This is a genomic window from Aestuariimicrobium ganziense (genome assembly GCF_015352975.1).
Taxonomy (GTDB): Bacteria; Actinomycetota; Actinomycetes; order Propionibacteriales; family Propionibacteriaceae; genus Aestuariimicrobium; species Aestuariimicrobium ganziense.
In genome coordinates, this window is sequence record NZ_JACYIZ010000002.1 from 179,336 (window position 1) to 198,147 (window position 18,812).

Here is an 18,812-nt window from a genome sequence, read left to right on the forward strand (position 1 = left end):
TGGTCACTTGCTCTTCGAGCTGCCCTCACCGGTCTGCAGGGCGGCGACGAACGCCTCTTGGGGCACTTCGACGCGGCCGACCATCTTCATTCGCTTCTTGCCCTCCTTCTGCTTCTCCAGCAGCTTGCGCTTGCGGCTGATGTCACCGCCGTAGCACTTGGCGAGCACGTCCTTGCGCATGGCGCGAATGGTCTCTCGGGCGATCACGCGGGCGCCGATGGCGGCCTGGATGGGCACCTCGAACTGCTGGCGCGGGATCAGTTCCTTGAGCTTGCCGGCCATCGCCAGGCCGTAGCTGTAGGCCTTGTCCTTGTGGACGATGGCGCTGAAGGCATCGACCGGGTCACCGTGCAGCAGGATGTCGACCTTGACCAGGTCGGCGACGGCGTCACCGATGGGCTCGTAGTCGAGTGAGGCGTAGCCCTTGGTGCGCGACTTCAGCGCGTCGAAGAAGTCGAACACGATCTCGGCCAGGGGCAGCTCGTAGCCGATCTCGACGCGGTCCTCGCTGAGGTAGTCCATGCCCTTCTGGATGCCTCGGCGGGTCTGGCACAGCTCCAGGATCGTCCCGATGTACTCGGCCGGGGCCAGGATGGTGGCCTTGACCATCGGCTCGTGCACCTCGGCGATCTTGCCCTCGGGGTACTCCGAGGGATTGGTGACGGTGTGCCTGGTGCCGTCCTCCATCACCACCTGGTAGACCACGTTCGGAGCCGTCGAGATCAGGTCGAGGTTGAACTCCTGCTCGAGGCGCTCGCGGGTGATCTCCATGTGCAGCAGACCCAGGAAACCGATCCGGAAGCCGAAACCGAGCGCGGCCGAGGTCTCGGGCTCGTAGGTGAGTGCGGCGTCGTTGAGCTGCAGCTTCTCCAGCGCCTCGCGCAGTTCGCCGAAGTCGTCCCCGTCGATCGGGTAGAGCCCGGCGTAGACCATCGGATTGGGGTGGCGGTAGCCCCCCAGCGAGTGCGCTGCCGGTCGGGTCGAGACAGTGACGGTGTCACCCACCCGGGACTGGCGCACGTCCTTCACCCCGGTGATCAGGTAGCCCACCTCGCCGACGCCCAGGCCCTGGGCCTTGGTCGGTTCGGGTGAGATCACGCCCACCTCGAGCACCTCGTGGGTGGCCTTGGTCGACATCATCAGGATGCGTTCACGGTGGCTGAGTTCGCCGTCGACAACCCGTACATAGGTGACCACGCCGCGGTAGGTGTCATAGACCGAGTCGAAGATCAACGCACGCGGCGGGGCGTCGAGCTCACCGACCGGAGCCGGCACCTGTTCGACGATCGCGTCGAGCAGTTCGCGCACTCCCTCGCCGGTCTTGGCCGAGACCTTGAGCACGTCGGAGGGATCGCAGCCGATGATGTGGGCCAGCTCGGCGGCGTACTTCTCGGGCTGGGCGCTGGGCAGGTCGATCTTGTTGAGCACCGGGATGATGTGCAGGTCGGCCTCGAGCGCCAAGTAGAGGTTGGCCAGGGTCTGGGCCTCGATGCCTTGGGCGGCGTCGACCAGCAGCACCGCACCCTCGCAGGCCGCCAGCGAGCGGCTGACCTCGTAGGTGAAGTCGACGTGGCCGGGGGTGTCGATCATGTTGAGCACGTGGGTGGTGCCCTCGACGGTCCACGGCATGCGCACGGCCTGGGACTTGATGGTGATGCCGCGTTCGCGCTCGATGTCCATCCGGTCGAGGTACTGGGCGCGCATGGTGCGGGCGTCGACCACCTCGGTCAACTGCAGCATCCGGTCGGCCAGCGTCGACTTGCCGTGGTCGATGTGGGCGATGATGCAGAAGTTGCGGATGACGTGCGGATCGGTGCGTCCGGGCTCCGGGGCGACGGGCATGTGTTCCTTGCTGGACGAGGGGCGTCTGGACGAGGATCGCACGTCGGTGCGGCACCGGCACGCGCGAGACATGCCATTGTCTCACGAGGGCCCCGTCACCGACGAACCCGTGACGGTCGGGGCGAGCCGAGGGGATTTGGGCCTGCCGGAGTGCCGCTGATAGTGTGAGTGGTCGCGCCAGCGCGCTGAATGCGGGCGGCCGACCACCCAGAGACGTTACTACCCAGTTGGAGCTTGCCCCGTGGCGAACATCAAGTCGCAGATGAAGCGCATCAAGACGAACGAGAAGTCCCGTCAGCGCAACAAGGCCGTCAAGTCGGCCCTCCGCACCCACGTGCGTCGTTTCCGTGAGGCCGTCGAGGCGGGCGACACCGAGAAGGCCACGCAGCTCGCCCAGGTCGCGAACCGCCAGCTCGACAAGGCCGTCAGCAAGGGCGTCATCCACGCCAACCAGGCCGCCAACCGCAAGTCGTCGATCGCGTCGGCTGCCGCCAAGCTCGGCTCCTGAACTTCACCGGGCTGTGCCCGGTACCTGTGACCAGCGTCCTCGATCCACTGGGTGATCGGGGGCGCTGTTCTGCGTTCCCCGGTCTGCGTCCTGATCTGGTCGGACGACCGCGGCTCAGCCCCGCGGACCGCGCCGTGCGGCGTCGATCGCCAACAGCAACTGCTCCAGGGCGAAGTCGGGATCTGTCGCAGCGCCCTTGACCGCGGCGTCGGCGCGGGCCACTGCCGCGATCGCCGAGGCGACACCCTGTGGGGTCCAGGTGCGCGCCAGGCGTTTGACGTCCTTGACCTTCCACGGCGGGATGCCCAGCTCACGAGCCATGTCGGGATCGGAGATCCGCCGCGACTGCAGGTCGAGATACTTGCCCAACGAACGCAGCGACCCGGCCAACGCCGAGGTGACCAGCACCGGTGAGACCCCGGTCTCCAGGGCCCAGCGCAGCTTCTCGAGTGCCTGGGCCGGGTGCCCGCCCATCACGTCGTCGGCCACGGCGAAGCTCGAGACCTCGGCTCGTCCCCCGAAGTAGCGGGCGACCACGTCGGCCGTGACCGGTTCACCTGCCTGGTCAGCCCCCAACTGGCCGACGGCAGCGGCCAGAGCCCGCACGTCGGATCCGATCGCGTTGACCAGCGCCTGACCAGCCCGTTCGTCGAGGACGACGTGCTGGCGCGACGCCTCGTCCGCGACGAACTTGCCCAGCTCCCAGGTCTTGACCGGGCTGGCGTCGAACTTCTCGACCTTGCCCTTGGCCAGCCGGTCGAGCAGCCCCTTGCCCTTGACCCCGCCGGGGTGGACGAGGATCAGCGCGACGTCCTCGGCCGGACTGATCGCTGCCCCGGCCACGAGGTCGAACAGGTTCTGGTCGAGCCCGGAGACGTCGTGCAGCACCACTGCCGAGCGACTGCTGAACAGCGACCCCCCGATCAGTTCGGTGAACTGTCCGGCGGTGAGCTCGGCGGCCTGCATCTGGTGCACCTCGACATCGGGTGCCTGCTTGAGCACCTGTGCCAGACGGTGCGCGACGGCCCGCTCGGCGAACAGCGACTCGGCACCGGCCACGAGCAGCGCGCTGCCGAGACCTACTCGGGACGGGCTGGCGGGGCTCATGTCGAGCAGTCTGCCAGCCGCGACTGACGAACGTCGATCAGGCGGGTGTCACCTGGAGGTCGGCGAAGAAGGCCTCAGTGCCGATGTCGACGAACAACCCGACGGTGCCGATGCTCGGCTCGGCCAGCGGCTGGTCGACCTGGAGCACCACCTGGTCGTCGATCCGGACGACGACACCATCAGCGGCGACGTCGACGCTCAGCTGGATCCACTCGTCCGGGCCGATGTCGGCGGCCGACTCGTACAGGCCGGGACGCTCCTCGCGCAGCCGGTCGAACGGCCAGTCGGGGTAGGCGAAGTGCTGCACGGCCCGCTGACCGCGGGGCCCGGGCGGATCGACCTTGAGGCCGTTGAGCGGGCGCAGGTAGACGCTCTCGAAGGCCTTGGTGCCGTCCTTGATGCGGTAGGCGAGCCCGGCGAACGCGCGGCACTCCTCGGGGCCCTTGCCGTTGAGCCTGCTGCGCAGGGCGACGTCGATCCGTCCAGTGGTGAACTCGATCGGGAGTTCGACATAGGTCGGCTGGTCGACGAAGTCCACACCCCAGGTGCCGTTGAACGTGAGGTCGTCGGTCAGCTCCACGCGCAGGCAGGGGCGACCGTCGAGGTCGACGGGTTCGGCAGTGACGCCGTGCAGGACGGCACCCTCGGGCAGGTGGTCGAGTGTGTGGGTGGGCATGCCCCGAGCCTACGCCCTGCCCTCGGGGTCACGGCGGTCGCCCGCCGCGCAGGGCGACCCGCAACGCGCCGTCTCGCCAGCCCACCGCGACGCTGCCATCGAGGTCGGTGCGTACCGTGCGCATGCCCAGACCGCGGGCCAGCGAGAGTGCGGCTCCACTGGGGTGGCCGTAGTCGTTGTCGAGCCCGGCCGAAGCCACGGCCAGGCGAGCACCGGTCGACCGCCAGAACTGCTCGTCCTGCCGCGCCGAGCCATGATGCGGCATCGCGATCACCTGCGCCCGCAGGTCGGTGCCGCTGGCCACCAGTTGGCGCTGGGCTGCGGGCTCGGCGTCACCGGCCAGCAGCACGCTGACCTCCCCCGATGTGACCAGCCCGATCACCGAGGAGTCATTCTCGACCGAGCTCTCGGCCCTGTCCACGACGGCCAGCACTGTGGCCGTCGATCCGGCCTGCAAGGTGGTCCAGGTGGCACTGCCCACGTGGAGGCGTTCGCCCGTGGCGGCGGGACGAACCGAGGCACCGTGCGAACGCGCAGTTGTCGAGACGCTGTCAGCGGTTGCGGCAGGCGAGAGCAGCGGTGAAGTGAGGACGAGTCCCACACGCCGGCTCGCGAGCACCGCCTCCACTCCCCCGATGTGGTCGGCGTGGAAGTGCGTGAGCACCAACAGAGGCACCTGCTCGACGCCGAGCGAGTCGAGACAGGCGAGCGCCACCCTCGGCTCAGGACCGACGTCGACCATGATCGCCGCACGGGGACCGGCGCGGATCACCGTCGCATCGCCCTGACCTACCGAGCAGAACACCACACGCCAGTCCCCTGGCCAACCCGGCACCAGCGGTGGCCGCGCCATGCCGATGACCACCGCCACCGCGGCCAGAAGCGCCAGCCAGCGACGTCGCACCAGCCACGGCGTCAGCAGTGCCACGACCAGGCTCAGGCCCACCAGCACCACCATGGCAAGTGCACCCGGCGGCCAGGCGTGGGTCGCCCCCGGCAGCCCGGAACCCCTGGCCGCCACCAGCAGCAACGGCTCCACACACCACCCGGCCACCCAGCCGAACGGCACCCCCAGCGGCGTCCAGACCGCACCCGCGAGGGCGGCCACGAGTCCCAGCACGGTGGCCGGACCGACGAAGGGTGCCACCAACACGTTGGCCACCAACCCGCTGACCGGAACCTGACCCGACAACGCCACCACCAGCGGCGTGGTGACCACCTGCGCAGCCCAGGGCACGGCCACCGCCTCCGCGACGCTGCGCGGCAGCCACTGCATCGCCCGGAGCATCGGGGGTGCAATCAGCAAGATTCCGGCCGTCGCCGACACCGACAGCGCAAATCCCCACGACCGCGACAACGGCGGGTCGAGCAGCACCAGGACCAGCACCGCCACGCAGAGGTGGCGGATTCCGCGACTGGAGTCGCGGGTGCGCCCCAGCGCGGCCATGGCGACCAGCCCCATGGCCGAAGCACGTAGCACGCTGGGCTCGGCCCGGCACAATGCCACGAAGGCCGCCACGCCCACCACCTGCACCAGCCACAGCCAGCGCCCCCTGACGCAGGCCCAGCGGGCCACGGTGAGCAGGAACACCAGCAACAGGGTGAGATTGGTGCCCGACACCGCCGTCAGATGGGTCAGGCCGGTCGCGCGGAAGTCGTCGGTCACCCGTCCCGGCAGCCCCGAGGTGTCGCCCACCACCAACGAGGGCACGAGCCCGGCCTGGTCGGGCGGCGAGTGCGCCATCGCTGCCACCAGTGCCCCGCGCACCCGGTTGACAGCCCGGTGGGCCACCGAAGGTGCGACGGCACCACGGACGGGCTCGAGCAGTTGCAGCCTGGCGGCCACCGGGTCACCGGGCTCGGGGCTGGAGAGTCGTCCCACCACCTCGACCACCGCCCCTGCGGGCTGGGCACCCAGACTGCCGGCCAATTCACCGGTTGCCCTCAGCTGCACCGGCGTCCGGCCGGCGAAGCGCCGCCCGCGGGCATCGAGCCAGACCATCGAGGCTGGCACAGTGGCCATCTCGGGACGAGCACCCTTGCGCTCGTAGAGCCTCACGTCGCTGGACAGGCGCAGCTGAGCTCGCACCACCGCCCGCTCTCGGGCGAGGTCAGCCACCGGCGAGCGGTCGAGGATGACCTCGCGCACCCCGACTGCTGCGGCCGAAGCCACCAGCGCCACGCCGACCATCGCGACCGCCAGCTTGCCCCGGAGGATCGAGCTGACCAGCACGGTTGCACCGACCACCGCGAGCACCAGCAGGGAGCGTGGCTCCTGGACCAGCCCGGCCCCGACCACCAGCCAGGCGGTCGCGGCCGCCGGGACCAGGCGAAGGTCCAGCTCCGCCGCGGGGCGCTGTTCAGACGGTGACATGCTCGGCCAACCTGGCGTAGGTCTTCGGGCCGATGCCGTCGACCTCCTGCAGCTCCTCGATGCGGGTGAACCGGCCGTGCTGCTCGCGCCAACTGACGATGCTGGCCGCGGTGACCGGCCCGACGCCGGGCAGTTCCTCCAGCTGGGCCACTGTGGCGGTGTTGATGTTCAGCTTGCCCGAACCCGGTTGCCCCGCCGGGCCTCCCGCATCGGCGTCCGGTGCCTGCGAGACCACCGATGACGGGCCACCCCTTCGCCCCACGACCACCTGTGAACCATCGGTGACCACCGCGGCGAGGTTCAGCGACCCCAGGTCGGCCTGACCGGTCGTACCGCCGGCAGCGGTCACGGCATCGTGCACCCGGGCTCCGGTCGGCAGCCTGACCACCCCGGGCTTGCGCACCTGCCCGGTCACGTGAACCTGGATGAGGGGCGGCGCGGTCGAGGACGAAGACGCGGGCGCTGGCGCGTGGGCAGGCAGGCTACCTGCAGACGCCGAACTGGGTGCTCCGGTGGTCAGCTGCAGTGGCACCGACTCAGTCCGCGCCCGAAGCACCATGGTCGCCCCTGCAACCAGGGCCACGACGACGACCAGCAGCAGCGCCTTGAGGTGCGCAGGTTCCAGACGAGGGCGCGGACGAGCCCGAGCGTCCGGGACACCTTCCTCCTCGGAGGTGGTGGACGGCCTCAGCAGACGGCGAAGCCGCTCCCGGGCCAGGTCAGAGGTCGACACACCTCACTGTGGGCACGTGGAGCCCTCGCCGACCATCTTCCTCTTCGGCTGTGGATGACGCTGCCGGCGGCCTCGCAGCTGTGGACAGCGCTCAGGCGGGGACGATGCTGACCATCCGCGGCAGGCGGCAGATCACCTTGGCGACCTCTCGTCCGTCGAGCGAGCGCTGCACGTTGGCGTCGGCCAGGGCAGCGGCGGTGGCCTCGTCCTCGGTGATGTCGGGTGAGACCTCGAGCTTGGCGCGCACCTTGCCGGCGACCTGCACGACCATGGTCACCGACTCGGCGACCAGCAGCGTCTCGTCGGCGGTGGGCCAGGTGCTCTCGGCCACCGACGGCGGCAGACCGAGCGCCTCCCACATCTCCTCGGCGACGTACGGGGCGACCAGCGACAGTGCCTGGGCGACGAACTGGCTGGCCTCACGCACGGCCGGGTCAGCGCCACCGGCGCCGGAGTCGACGGCCTTGCGGGTGGCGTTGACCAACTCCATCACCCGGGCCACCACCACGTTGAACCGACCCGAGTTCAACAACTCGGTGACCTCGTGGATGGTGCGGTGGGTGACCTGGCGCAGCGCCCGGTCGCCGCTGGTGGGGTCGGCGTCGACCGGAGAGCTCACGTCGAGCGCCAGTCGGTGGGCGCGCTGCAGGAACCGCAGCGTGGCACCGGGGCTGACCGCGGCCCAGTCGATGTCCTCGGCCGGAGGGCCGGCGAACACGACAGTGGTGCGCACCGCGTCCACCCCGAACTGGTCGATCTGCTCACCGAGGTCGACTCCGTTGCCCAGCGACTTGCTCATCGCCTTGCCCTCGTTGATCACCTGCCCTTGGTTGAGCAGGCGCAGGAAGGGCTCGTCGAAGTCGACCATGCCCATGTCACGCAGCACCTTGTTGAAGAAGCGGCTGTAGAGCAGGTGCATGGTGGCGTGCTCGACGCCGCCGACGTACTGGTCGACCGGCATCCACTGCTTGACCGCCTCGACGTCGAAGGGGCCCTCGGTGAACTGCGGTGAGCAGTAACGGTAGAAGTACCAGGACGAGTCGACGAAGGTGTCCATGGTGTCGGTGTCGCGCGAGGCCGCTCCCCCACACTTCGGGCACGTGGTCGAGACCCAGTCGGTGGCCGAGGCCAAAGGCGAGGTGCCCTTGGGTGCCAGATCGGCGCCACGCAGGTCGGGCAGCAGCACCGGCAACTGGTCGTCCGGCACCGGCACCTCACCACACTGCGGGCAGTGCACGATGGGGATCGGGCACCCCCAGAACCGCTGCCGGCTGAGCAGCCAGTCACGCAGCCGGTAGGTGACGGTGCCTTCGCCGACCCCGTCACCCTCGAGCTGCTCGGTGATCCTGGCGACACCTTCGACCTTGTTGGTGAGCCCGTCGAGCAGGCCGGAGTTGACGTAGCGTCCGTCGCCAGCGGTGGCGACACCGGTCTCGGCAGGATCACCCTCACCGGTGTCGATCACCATGCGCACGGGCAGGTCGTAGGTCCGGGCGAAGTCCAGGTCTCGCTGGTCGTGGGCGGGCACGGCCATGATCGCGCCGGTGCCGTACTCGGCCAGCACGTAGTCGGCCGCCCAGATCGGGATGCGTTCGCCGTTGACCGGGTTGATCGCGTGCCGACCCAGGAACACGCCTGTCTTGACGTGCTCGGTCGACTGGCGCTCGATCTCGGTCTGCTTCTTGACCTTCTCGAGGTAGGCGTCGAACTGCTCGCGCTGCTCGGGAGCGCACAGCTCGTCGGCCAGCTCGGCATCCGGGGCGACCACCATGAAGGTGGCGCCGAACAGGGTGTCCGGACGGGTGGTGAAGACCCGGACCGGCTGCTCACATCCCTCGATGGTGAAGTCGACGTGGGCGCCCTCGGAGCGTCCGATCCAGTTGCGCTGCATCGCCAGCACCCGCTCGGGCCACCCGCCCTCGAGCTGGCTCATGTCGTCGAGCAGTTCCTGGGCGTAGTCGGTGATCTTGAAGTACCACTGGGTGAGCTGTCGCTTGGTCACCTGGGTGCCGCAGCGATCACACAGGCCTTCCTTGACCTGCTCGTTGGCCAGCACGGTCTGGTCGACGGGGCACCAGTTGACGTAGGAGTCCTTGCGGTAGGCCAGTCCGCGCTCGTGGTAGCGCAGGAACAGCCACTGGGTCCACTGGTAGTACTCGGGGTCGGAGGTGTGCAGTTCGGTGCGCCAGTCGAACCCGATGCCGTAGCGGACGAACGACTCGGCCTGGGTCTTGATGTTGGCGTAGGTCCACTCGGCCGGGTGGGCGTTGCGGGCGATGGCGGCGTTCTCGGCCGGCAGGCCGAAGGAGTCCCAACCGGTGGGGTGCAGCACGTCGTAGCCCTGCATCTTCCAGAACCGTCCGAGCACGTCGCCCATTGCCCAGGCCTCGGCGTGGCCCATGTGCAGGTCGCCCGAGGGATAGGGGAACATGTCGAGCAGGTAGCGCTGGGGCTTCGACCCGTCGCCGAGGGCGGCGAAGGTGCCGTGCTGCTCCCAGTAGGCCGACCACTTCTGCTGGGCGGCATGGATGTCGTACCCGCGACGGTCGCTGGTCTCGGCCTCGTGGCTCTGGGTCACTGTCTTTCCTCCTGCAGGGCAGGTCGAGGTCGACCCGCCGATCACCCCCAGAGGGTATCGCGACTCACCAGAGCTCCCCCATCCGGTTTCCGCCGCTGGTCACCGCGGGCGGGTCATCCGCCGGTGAGCAGGTCTGCCTCGTCGTCGTCCACGGTGCGCCACACCGTGGCGGGGGTTGCCGTCCAGCTGATCTGGCGCAGCAGTTCGGCCATGCTGTACGTCGTGCCGAGGTGCTCGCCCACCTCCCTGCAGCGCTCCAGGACGCAGTTGAGCAGGGCACCGTTGCCGCCGATCCAGCCGGCCATCCCGGCCAGGCACAACGGCGCCATGGTGAGTTCATCCGGTGAGACCGACAGCACCTGGCTCCAGAGCACCTGGTGCGCCTCGGCGTTGTCGGGCCGGATCATCAGCCAGGCCCGGTCTCGCACCGGCACGTCGGCCACGAGGTGGGCCAGCTCAACGAGTTCGGCATCGCCGAGTCGCGTGGTCGTCCCACGGTTGACGAGGTCGACCACGCGTCGCCGCTTGGTGTTGCGCCCTCGGCGCCGTGACTTCTCCCGGCGGTGCAGGGGTGCGAGTTCGTCCAACCGTTGCGCCGACGGCCCTTCCAGCATCCGGGTGAGCACCAGGCGACTCGGCAGCGGGCTGATGCCTGCCGCGATTGCCGCCACCACTGCCGGGGTGGCTCGGTCGAGTGGACGACCCTCGGCTGGGCAGCAGTCACCGTTGCACAGCCGCGACCACCACCGTCGTCCGTCGGTGAGCAGCGAGTCGACCAGCACCTCGGGGTCGACCATGGTCTCGATCAGGGCGAGGCTGTCGTGGCACACGTCCAGGTCGTCGCCGAAGGCGGCCAGCACGACCGAACAGTCCGGGTGCTGCGCGAGGACGACGTCGACTCGCGACCTCACTGCCTCGACGTCGACCAGAGAGCCGTGGTCGAGCCGGGCGGTCATCGCCACCCGGCCGTCGCGCAGCATCACCACCACCAGCGACTCCTCGATCTCGAAGCCGACCACGTAGGGCAGCAGCGCCAGCAGGTCTCCGCCAGAGGAGACGCGAATGATTTCCGATGTCATGCCCTCACTCATGCGCGGCAGTCCCCGGAATGGGTCAACCGGTTCAGCGCCTGTGGACAACCCGTCATGCGCCGCGGAGGCTGTGGAGAAACCTGCGTCGGTACTCTGGTCACACCATGTCGCAGCATCCTCCGGCGCAGGGCTGGCCGCCGCCCCCACACCCCCAGCAGCCTCCGCAGCGTCCCCAGCAGCCTCCGATGCAGCCCCAACAGCAACCACCGGGCTCAAACCCGTGGTACCCCCAGGACCCGCAGAGGCCGCTTCGGCCTCCGACCTGGAACCAACCACCGGCACACGACCCACGTCGTCCGATGTCGACCGACGAACACGCCAAGGTGTCGATCGAGTCGTTCGAACCGCCGCGCAACCGGGCGCCGTGGATCATCACCCTGGTCGTGGCGCTGGTCGTCCTGGGTCTGGCCTTCGCCGCCTACCTGGCCAGCCGCCAGCCCGAAGCGCCAACGCCGACCCCGACCCCGGTGGTGACCCCCTCGGCCACCCCCACCGAGCAGGCCAGCCACGACCCGAACACCATCCCGTTCCACTCCGAGCGGGACGACGCTGACGGCATCTGGCGCATCCTGGGGCACCGCTGGACTGACAAGGGCCTGGAACTGACCATGTCGATCGAGGTCACCCGAGGCACCTTCGAGTTCATGTTCTTCTGCCTCGACAACGCCACCACCGACGACTACAACCCGTCGCCCAGCGGGGCGAACTCACTCAACGAAGGCATGGTGCGCGAGGGCGAGACCGTGCAGGGCATCGTCATCTTCGACAAGCCCCGTGGCGACACCACGGTGATCCTGGCCGACGGTCGGGGCCGCCAGATCACTGCCCTGGTCGCCACCGGCTGAACGACGCGGGCCCGTCCTGGTCTGGACGGGCCCGCGTTGTGGCTCGGGTGCCGGTCAGCTCAACGGTAGACGACCACCTTGTCGCCGACCTTGACCTGGGTGTCGAACAGCCACTTGATGCCGTTGTAGTCACGCACGTTGACGCAACCGTGCGAGGCTCCGGCGTAGCCGCGGGCGGCGAAGTCGGACGAGTAGTGCACGGCCTGCCCACCGTCGAAGAACATCGCGAACGGCATCGGCGAGTCGTACTGGGTCGAGTGGTGGTCACGCGACTTCCAGTAGACGCTGAAGACGCCCTCGCGGGTGGGGGTGCGCACCGAGCCGAACCGCACCGAGTAGCTCTCGATGACCTTGCCGTCGATCATCCACATCATCCGGCGGCTGTCCTTGCTGATGCACAGCACACGGCCGGTCATGCAGCGCTCGTCGATCCGGCCGAGGTTCACCTTGGGCGGCTTGTTGTACATCTCCTCGGCGGTGGGCGTGCGGGTCATGCCGACGAGCAGGTCAAGGGTGCGCTGGTCGATCTCACCGGTGACGGGGATCTCTCGCTTGGCCTGGAACCCCTTGACGGCCTCGACCGTGGTGGCGCCGTAGACGCCGTCGATCTTGGGTGAGAACCAGTCGAGTTGCTTCAGCCGTACCTGGATGCGACGCACCGGATCGCCAGTGGCGCCGGCCTTGTACAGCGCCGGACCGGGGCGAAGGATGTTGTGCATCTGGTCGTGGGTGGGCTTCTTGGTCATCTTGACCAAGGTGTCCCAGGTGCGCTGGTCGACCTTGCCGGTCGGCTCGAAGTTGCGCTTGCGCTGGAACCCGGTGACCGCCTCGGTGGTGGCCGGCCCGTAGTTCTCGGTGATCTTGCCGTCGTACCACTGCAACTGCAGCAGTCGGTGCTGAAGTTCGCGCACCTGCTCGCCGCTGTCGCCGGGGGCCAGCAGAGGCTTCACCGTGGGTGTGGGTGTGGGTGTCGGGGTCTGCGTGGTCGCCGAGGGCGAGGCCGAGACAGTGCCGGTGGGCAGTGATGGACGCGCGGTACTGGGCACCGCGGACGTCGCACCGGTGGTGCTCGGGGCACTGGCAACCTGGGTCGGCTGCTCCCCCGCAGTGGACCTCCCCGCGGTGAGGTCCTTGGCGCAGCCGGCGGTGACGCTGAGGGCCAGGGTGAGCCCGATCAGGGCTCCGACTCGCTTGGCGAACGGGTTCATCGCAGTTCCTTCGCGGTGCGGCTGGAGGGGAAGTTGCGCCGCGGAGCACCAATCTACGGTCGCTGTCTGTCACCTTGGGTACGCCACACCGGGGCGCAGGGTTGCGTGAATCCACCCATGAGTTCGCTGAGATTCTCTTACTACTGTGGTCTGACCTCGGACGATGCTGACTCGGCCGCTCGTCCTCAAGCTCTGCGACCCCCGTCGGGAGGTGCTGGCTCCTCCCCCATTCGGGCCACTTGCACGGGTCAGGCTGGGAACCATGACGACCTCGCCTCGCCCCCTGTTCACCCCCGTCCCGGACGCACCACTGGCCCCTCGACCCGCACCTGTGGGCCGCCACGGGCTGCTGATCGGCGACCTCGAACGTGACGCCACCTGCCAGCAGCTCGCGCAGCACTTCGCCGCTGGACGCCTGACCGCCGACGAGCTCGACCAGCGGGTCGACGCGAGCATGCGAGCGCGCACCAACATCGACCTCCACCTGCTCACCGCAGACCTGCCCGGTGGAGCTGGCCCCGGGCTCGCGATGGTGGCTCCCCCGGTCTCTGGCGCGGCTGTGAACCCACTGCGCACCTTGGCCGAGGGGCTGGCGTTCTGCCTGACCCTGGCGGCCATCGGCTGCACAGCCCTGTTGCTGCTGGGGCTGCTGGCCGGCGGTGGCAGTTACGCATTCGTGGCCTGGTTGGCCGCGTTCGGGGCGTCGGTCAGCGTCGCTGGCGCGTTCCACTTCGCCAGGCGCTGGCGCTCGACGTCCCCCGGTACTCAGCCCCTGGGGTGAGCCGTACCGACGGTGCGCCCAGAGGCGGCGAGCGTGGGCGTTCGCAGGATGACCGGTACCACGCTCGTCGCTGTCTCGGAACGAACCAGCCCGGAACGCTGCGAGTGAAAATGGCACCCGTTCACATCGCCCAGACGTACAGCGAGCTGTCTGGGGCGAAATTGTGTCCTTGTTGTGACGACCATTGACCACCGTCGGCACTGGCGATCCTCCTGCCCCAGGAACGCACCGTGGTCATGGGTGGGGCGTTGCGTATCTGAGCTGCGCAGTGAGTTCGACCAGGCGTCGTCGCAGCGGTTGGGCACGTTCGGTGAATCCCCGCTGCTGGGCGACGTAGTCGGCTCGTCCGGCCGGAGTCTCGACCGGCACCGGGCTGTGGCCCAACGAACTCACGTCGTAGGCACTGGCCCGCATGTCGAGCAGCCGAATGTCGGCGGCGAGCTCGAAGCAGTCGAACAAGAACTCCGAGCTGGTCAGCGCAAACAGCTTGCCGGCCCACTTGTACAGGTCCATGCCGACGTGCAGGCAGCCAGCCTGGTCGCGCTCGACCTGGTCGGCACGAGTCAGCTGGGTGGCATTGAGCGGACGAGCCGAGTCGGTGAAGAAGCGGAAGGCGTCGAAGTGGCTGCAGCGCAGGCCCACCCGGTCGACGATCGCCCGGATCTCGTCGGGCTCGAAGCGCAGCGGCAGTCCGGTGTGGCGCACCTGGTCGGGATCGAGCCCGTGCACCATCGCCCACTCGTGCATGCCGAAGCAGCCGTGCTGGGCGGGCCTGCCCTCGATCGAGGTCAACAGGCGTTGCACGAAGTCGATGGTCGATCCCCGGGCGGCGACCAGCGCGTCGACGTCGAGCCTGACCAGGTCGCCGTCGGCGAGGTACCAGCGGCGCCCGACGAACTCCGGTGCGTCCTCCAGCACGACGTGGGCGCCCGGTTGCCAGTCGAGCAGGTCGCCGGGACGAAGTCGGTAGTAGTCGAACAGGAAGTCCTCGATCGGGTGCCTGGCGCCGCGGCGTCGACGTTCGACCACTTCGGCGAGCCGTCGGCCGGCGCGCTCACGGTGGGCCTCGGCACGCGCTGTCCACTCCGCACGGGTCAGGCGCTGCAGGTCGGGCACGACCCCACAGTCTAGGCGTCGGCCTGACTGGCGGGTGTGGCAGAGTCGGGTGAGGTGGTGCGGCTGGCGCCCACTGTGCGAGGAGGATGTCAATGCGCATCGCCGTGCCGACCGAGGTGAAGAACCACGAGTACCGGGTCGCACTGACCCCGGTGGGGGTGGCGGAGTTGGTTGCCCACGGTCACCAGGTGGCCGTCCAGGCCGGCGCGGGCGTCGGGTCGTCCTTCACCGACGAGGAGTACCGCGCCCAAGGGGCGACCATCATCGACGATCCCGACGAGGTCTGGGGCTTCGGAGAAGTGGTGGTCAAGGTCAAGGAGCCGCTGCCCGAGGAGCACCACCGCCTGCGCGACGACCTGGCCCTGTTCACCTACCTGCACCTGGCCGCCGCGCCGGAGTGCACCGAGGCACTGCTGGCGGCCGGCACCACGGCGATCGCCTACGAGACGGTCCAGCTCGCCACCGGTGCCCTGCCGCTGTTGCAACCGATGAGCGAGGTGGCCGGTACGCTCGCCCCCCAGGTCGGGGCGATGACGCTCACCCGGCACCGCGGCGGACGGGGCATGCTGCTCGGTGGCATCAGCGGTGTCGCCTCGGCGAAGGTGCTCGTGCTTGGCGGTGGCACGGCGGGACAGACGGCGGCCAACATCGCCGCCGGCATGGGAGCAGACGTCACGATCCTCGACACCGACATGGACAAGCTGCGCACCAGCTTCTGGCGGTTCCAGAACCGGGTGCATCAGCTGGCCAGCTCACGGCTTGCCCTGGCCGAACTCGTTCCCCAGGCCGACCTGGTGATCGGCACCGTTCTGATCCCGGGCGCGAAGACGCCGAAGCTGGTCACCGACGAGATGGTGCAGGCCATGAAGACCGGAGCGGTGCTGGTCGACGTCGCGATCGACCAGGGTGGCTGCTTCGAGCACTCCCGCCCGACGACCCACGCCGACCCGACGTTCACCGTGCACGACACGGTCTTCTACTGCGTGACCAACATGCCCGGCGCAGTGCCGAACACCTCCACCTACGCACTGACCAACGCCACGCTGCCCTACCTCACCCGGATCGCCGAGCACGGCTGGCGCGAGGCGATGCGCCGGGACGAGGCGCTCGCCAAGGGGCTCAACACCCACGCCGGTGCGATCGTCCACCCGGCGGTCGCCCAGGCCTTCGGCCGCGACCACACCGACATCGCCGAGGTGCTCAGTCCAGCCTGATGCCCATCGAGACGGCGGGCAGTTCGAACCACCGCAGGGCGTCGAAGCTGGACGAGAGTGTGTCGATGCCGCGGAACCACTCCAGCGCCGCCGGGTTGATGTCGCAGACCGGGGTCAACCGAGGCTGGACGGGGTGGTCGATCAGGGCGGGCCAGCGGCGCAGGTCGGGGGCGATCTCTCGTGCCATCAGCCCACCGCCGACGATGCCGACGTTCCGGTGCGCATCAGGAGGCCTCGACCATCGCCAGTGCCTCGTCGACGCCGGCACCGTCGCGCACCACCGCAGTCAGGGCCTGGGTGATCTGGGTGGGGCGCTCGTGCTGGACGATGTTGCGCCTGGAGACACGAGGTGCTGCACGTGGGTGACCCGCCAATGTTGCCCGCGCTGCTGGACGACGACGCGCCCGCGCTGATGGCCCTGCTCGAAAGGGCCAGGGCCGCAGGGGTGACCACCTCGCTCGACTTGGTGGTGATCGATCCGGCGAGCCCGGTGGCCGGTCTGGACTGGCCAACGCTGCTGCCGCGGATCGTCGAGCGTGGTGACGTGCTCTCACCGAGGGTGGACGACCTGACCAGCGCCCGCACTCCCGGCGCCCAGCCCAGCCTGGAGTTGGCCCAGCAGCATGCCGGCGCCCTGGTCGGCTGGGGCGCGGCGGTGGCCGTGGTGTCAGCCGGTCCGCACGGCGCGGCGCTGCACACCGGTGACCGGGACCGGGTGGCCCGGATGCTGCTGGGCTCTCGCGGTGGCGCCTGCATCGAGCAGTGGGCAGATCGGTCGCTGACCACCGCTGCGGTCGTACCGAACCGGATCGTGTCGACCAACGGTGCGGGCGACGCCGCGTCCGCCGGGCTGTTGTCGGCCCTGCTTCGAGGCCTGGGCCCCGAGGTTGCACTGCACCAGACCGTGCACGCGGCCGCGGCCGTGATCGAGGGATCCCGACCTCGCCCGCTGCCCGACGAGCCGGCCACGGACCACCACGACTGAAACAACAACCAAGGAGAACGACTGTGCGACCCGTGCTGCTGCCCGCGAACCAGCCGCTGGCCCGCTTCTACGCCGGCGGCGAGCAGATCGCCGCCTTCCGTGGCGACCCTCCCCCACCGCCGAACACTCCAGAGGACTGGGTGGGGTCGACCACCACCGTGCGCGGCGATGCGTCCACTGGGCTGACCACCCTGCCCGACGGGCGGTTGCTGCGCGAGGCGGTGGCCGACGACCCCGAGGCGTGGCTGGGTGCAGCGCACGTGTCTCGCTGGGGTGCCGACCCGAAACTGCTGGTCAAGTTGCTGGATGCCGGGCAGCGGCTGCCGGTGCACGCCCACCCCGACGGGGAGTTCGCGCGCGTGCACTTGGCCGCGGCCCACGGCAAGGCCGAGGCCTGGTACCTGTTGGAGCCGGGAACGGTCTACGTGGGGCTGTCGCGCGACATCAGCGCGGACGAACTCGCCGCGGTGGTGGCGCAGCAGCGCACGGCCGACCTGCTTGCGCTGCTGAACCCGATCGAGTTGTCAGCCGGCCAGAGTGTCTATGTGGCGCCGGGCACCCTGCACGCCATCGGACAGGGTGTGCTGCTGGTCGAGGTGCAGGAGCCGGAGGACCTGTCGATCCTGCTCGAGCAGGACGGTTTCGACCTGGTCGGTGTCGACGGGACGCTCGGTCTGGGTTGGCAGACAGCCCTGTCGGCGCTCGACCTCGAGGCCGTCGATCCGGCCAGCCTGGTCGGACCGTCCCGCGATGGCGGTGAGTGCCTGGTCGAGGCGGCTGACGAGTACTTCCACCAGCAGTTGGTGAGCGGCCCCGCACAGCTGGACGCCGGCTTCGCGGTGTTGGTCGTCACCGGCGGCGAGGGCGAGCTGTCGGGTGTGGGTGCCGACGGCGAGCCCTGGCAGCAGCCGTTGCACGCAGGTCAGACCCTGCTGGTGCCCGCGGCGGCAGGAAAGTCTCAGCTGACCGGTGAGGTGCACGTCCTGGCCTGCCGTCCCCCACGACCCTGAACTGACAAGCACGAAGGCCCGGTCATGGTGACCGGTCTTTGGGCCTGAATGGCGGTAGCGCGAGTTGGCGGCGGAGCCGACATCCCCCGTGGGGCTGGGACGCACCCTTGGCCGCCGCGCTGGGACAAGCGGGACATGCAGCGCCACGAGCATCGTGCGGTGTTCTGGCTGCCGGCGTCACAGTGGTGGACCAATCCGGTCACGTCCTGACCGGCGCGTTCGCGGCACCACAGCGCCATTTCCAGCGCGTCGGGTGGCAGTTCGGTCGGCATCCGGTGGTGGGTGCGCCAGCCCACGATCCGGCGCGAGTAAGCGTCGGTCACGAACGCGGTGAACCCCAACACTTGCCCAGGTCGGGACGTAGGCGAAGTCCACGACCCCGCAGCCGGTTCTCCCCCGGCCACGGCGAAGTCACGCATGACCAGGTCGCCAGGCCTCACCATCAGCGCGTCATCGGGCTTGGTGGTGACCACCTCCCGGCCCCTGACCACGCCCTTCATCCCATGTTCGGCCATCAACCGGGCGACCGTGCAGCGGGCAACGCTGACCCCCTCGCGGCGCAACAGGTGCCACATCTTGCGATACCCGGCCACCCCACGACCCTTGCCACGGTCGGCCTGGACGGCCTCGATCCGCTCCCACAACACCGCATCCGAGACCGCCCGCCGGCTGGGCGGGCGGGTCTTGGCGGCGTAACAGATCGACGAGGCGATCTGGCAACCGTGCGCACTCAGCACCCGCCAG

17 protein-coding genes are annotated in these 18,812 nt (G+C 69.3%); 6 read left to right on the forward strand and 11 right to left on the reverse strand.

Annotated features, from left to right (window positions below):
* Positions 1-3: 3 nt before the first annotated feature.
* On the reverse strand, positions 4-1,842 hold the full coding sequence (gene lepA / locus IE660_RS04500; protein ID WP_203567149.1) for a translation elongation factor 4: 1,839 nt from the start codon (positions 1,840-1,842) through the stop codon (positions 4-6).
* A 241-nt stretch (positions 1,843-2,083) separates the two neighbouring features.
* Here lepA and rpsT point away from each other — a divergent pair, with 241 nt between their 5' ends.
* Positions 2,084-2,350 carry a 30S ribosomal protein S20 gene (gene rpsT / locus IE660_RS04505; RefSeq protein ID WP_203567150.1) on the forward strand — a complete coding sequence of 89 codons (267 nt, stop codon included), beginning with the start codon at positions 2,084-2,086 and terminating at the stop codon, positions 2,348-2,350.
* 114 nt (positions 2,351-2,464) lie between these two features.
* Here the strand turns inward: rpsT and holA are convergent, their stop codons facing one another.
* The 6 genes from holA to IE660_RS04535 form a co-directional block, all read right to left on the reverse strand.
* Complete coding sequence (holA, locus tag IE660_RS04510; protein ID WP_203567151.1) at positions 2,465-3,457, reverse strand: DNA polymerase III subunit delta; 993 nt, start codon at positions 3,455-3,457, stop codon at positions 2,465-2,467.
* Positions 3,458-3,494: 37 nt separating this feature from the next.
* Positions 3,495-4,133 carry a hypothetical protein gene (locus tag IE660_RS04515; protein ID WP_203567152.1) on the reverse strand — a complete coding sequence of 213 codons (639 nt, stop codon included), beginning with the start codon at positions 4,131-4,133 and terminating at the stop codon, positions 3,495-3,497.
* 28 nt (positions 4,134-4,161) lie between these two features.
* A complete protein-coding gene (locus IE660_RS04520) occupies positions 4,162-6,507 on the reverse strand; it encodes a ComEC/Rec2 family competence protein (RefSeq protein ID WP_203567153.1) in 2,346 nt (781 codons plus the stop codon).
* Positions 6,494-6,922 (reverse strand): helix-hairpin-helix domain-containing protein, encoded by a 429-nt coding sequence (locus IE660_RS04525; protein WP_203567154.1) that lies wholly within the window; start codon positions 6,920-6,922, stop codon positions 6,494-6,496. Before IE660_RS04525 ends, IE660_RS04520 begins: the two co-directional genes overlap by 14 nt.
* Positions 6,923-7,331: 409 nt before the next feature.
* Positions 7,332-9,818 carry a leucine--tRNA ligase gene (leuS, locus tag IE660_RS04530; RefSeq protein ID WP_203567155.1) on the reverse strand — a complete coding sequence of 829 codons (2,487 nt, stop codon included), beginning with the start codon at positions 9,816-9,818 and terminating at the stop codon, positions 7,332-7,334.
* Between the two features lie 113 nt (positions 9,819-9,931).
* Positions 9,932-10,897: a DUF4192 domain-containing protein gene (locus tag IE660_RS04535; protein WP_203567156.1), complete on the reverse strand. Its 966-nt coding sequence runs from the start codon at positions 10,895-10,897 to the stop codon at positions 9,932-9,934.
* A gap of 311 nt (positions 10,898-11,208) precedes the next feature.
* Between IE660_RS04535 and IE660_RS04540 the strand changes: the two genes are divergently transcribed.
* Positions 11,209-11,754 (forward strand): hypothetical protein, encoded by a 546-nt coding sequence (locus tag IE660_RS04540; RefSeq protein ID WP_203567157.1) that lies wholly within the window; start codon positions 11,209-11,211, stop codon positions 11,752-11,754.
* Between the two features lie 59 nt (positions 11,755-11,813).
* On the opposite strand, the gene IE660_RS04545 is transcribed toward IE660_RS04540, so the two are convergent.
* Positions 11,814-12,962, reverse strand: coding sequence for a L,D-transpeptidase family protein (locus IE660_RS04545; RefSeq protein WP_235997028.1), 1,149 nt, complete (start codon positions 12,960-12,962; stop codon positions 11,814-11,816).
* Positions 12,963-13,224: 262 nt separating this feature from the next.
* Here IE660_RS04545 and IE660_RS04550 point away from each other — a divergent pair, with 262 nt between their 5' ends.
* Positions 13,225-13,743, forward strand: coding sequence for a DUF1707 SHOCT-like domain-containing protein (locus IE660_RS04550; protein ID WP_203567158.1), 519 nt, complete (start codon positions 13,225-13,227; stop codon positions 13,741-13,743).
* Positions 13,744-13,977: 234 nt separating this feature from the next.
* Here the strand turns inward: IE660_RS04550 and IE660_RS04555 are convergent, their stop codons facing one another.
* On the reverse strand, positions 13,978-14,859 hold the full coding sequence (locus IE660_RS04555; RefSeq protein ID WP_328701835.1) for a 3-methyladenine DNA glycosylase: 882 nt from the start codon (positions 14,857-14,859) through the stop codon (positions 13,978-13,980).
* Positions 14,860-14,951: 92 nt separating this feature from the next.
* Here IE660_RS04555 and ald point away from each other — a divergent pair, with 92 nt between their 5' ends.
* Positions 14,952-16,073 (forward strand): alanine dehydrogenase, encoded by a 1,122-nt coding sequence (gene ald / locus IE660_RS04560; protein ID WP_203567159.1) that lies wholly within the window; start codon positions 14,952-14,954, stop codon positions 16,071-16,073.
* Here ald and IE660_RS04565 read toward each other — a convergent pair.
* The gene (locus IE660_RS04565; protein ID WP_203567160.1) at positions 16,060-16,260 is read right to left on the reverse strand and encodes a hypothetical protein; all 201 of its coding nucleotides are present in this window, start codon (positions 16,258-16,260) and stop codon (positions 16,060-16,062) included. The genes ald and IE660_RS04565 overlap by 14 nt on opposite strands.
* A gap of 171 nt (positions 16,261-16,431) precedes the next feature.
* Here IE660_RS04565 and IE660_RS04570 point away from each other — a divergent pair, with 171 nt between their 5' ends.
* Both IE660_RS04570 and IE660_RS04575 read left to right on the forward strand, forming a co-directional pair.
* Entirely contained in the window at positions 16,432-17,058 is a 627-nt protein-coding gene (locus IE660_RS04570) for a carbohydrate kinase family protein (protein ID WP_203567161.1), read from the forward strand.
* 32 nt (positions 17,059-17,090) lie between these two features.
* Complete coding sequence (locus IE660_RS04575) at positions 17,091-18,068, forward strand: class I mannose-6-phosphate isomerase (RefSeq protein ID WP_203567162.1); 978 nt, start codon at positions 17,091-17,093, stop codon at positions 18,066-18,068.
* Here IE660_RS04575 and IE660_RS04580 read toward each other — a convergent pair.
* Entirely contained in the window at positions 18,017-18,805 is a 789-nt protein-coding gene (locus IE660_RS04580; protein ID WP_328701836.1) for an IS3 family transposase, read from the reverse strand. The two genes, IE660_RS04575 and IE660_RS04580, sit on opposite strands and share 52 nt — an antisense overlap.
* Positions 18,806-18,812 lie beyond the last annotated feature (7 nt).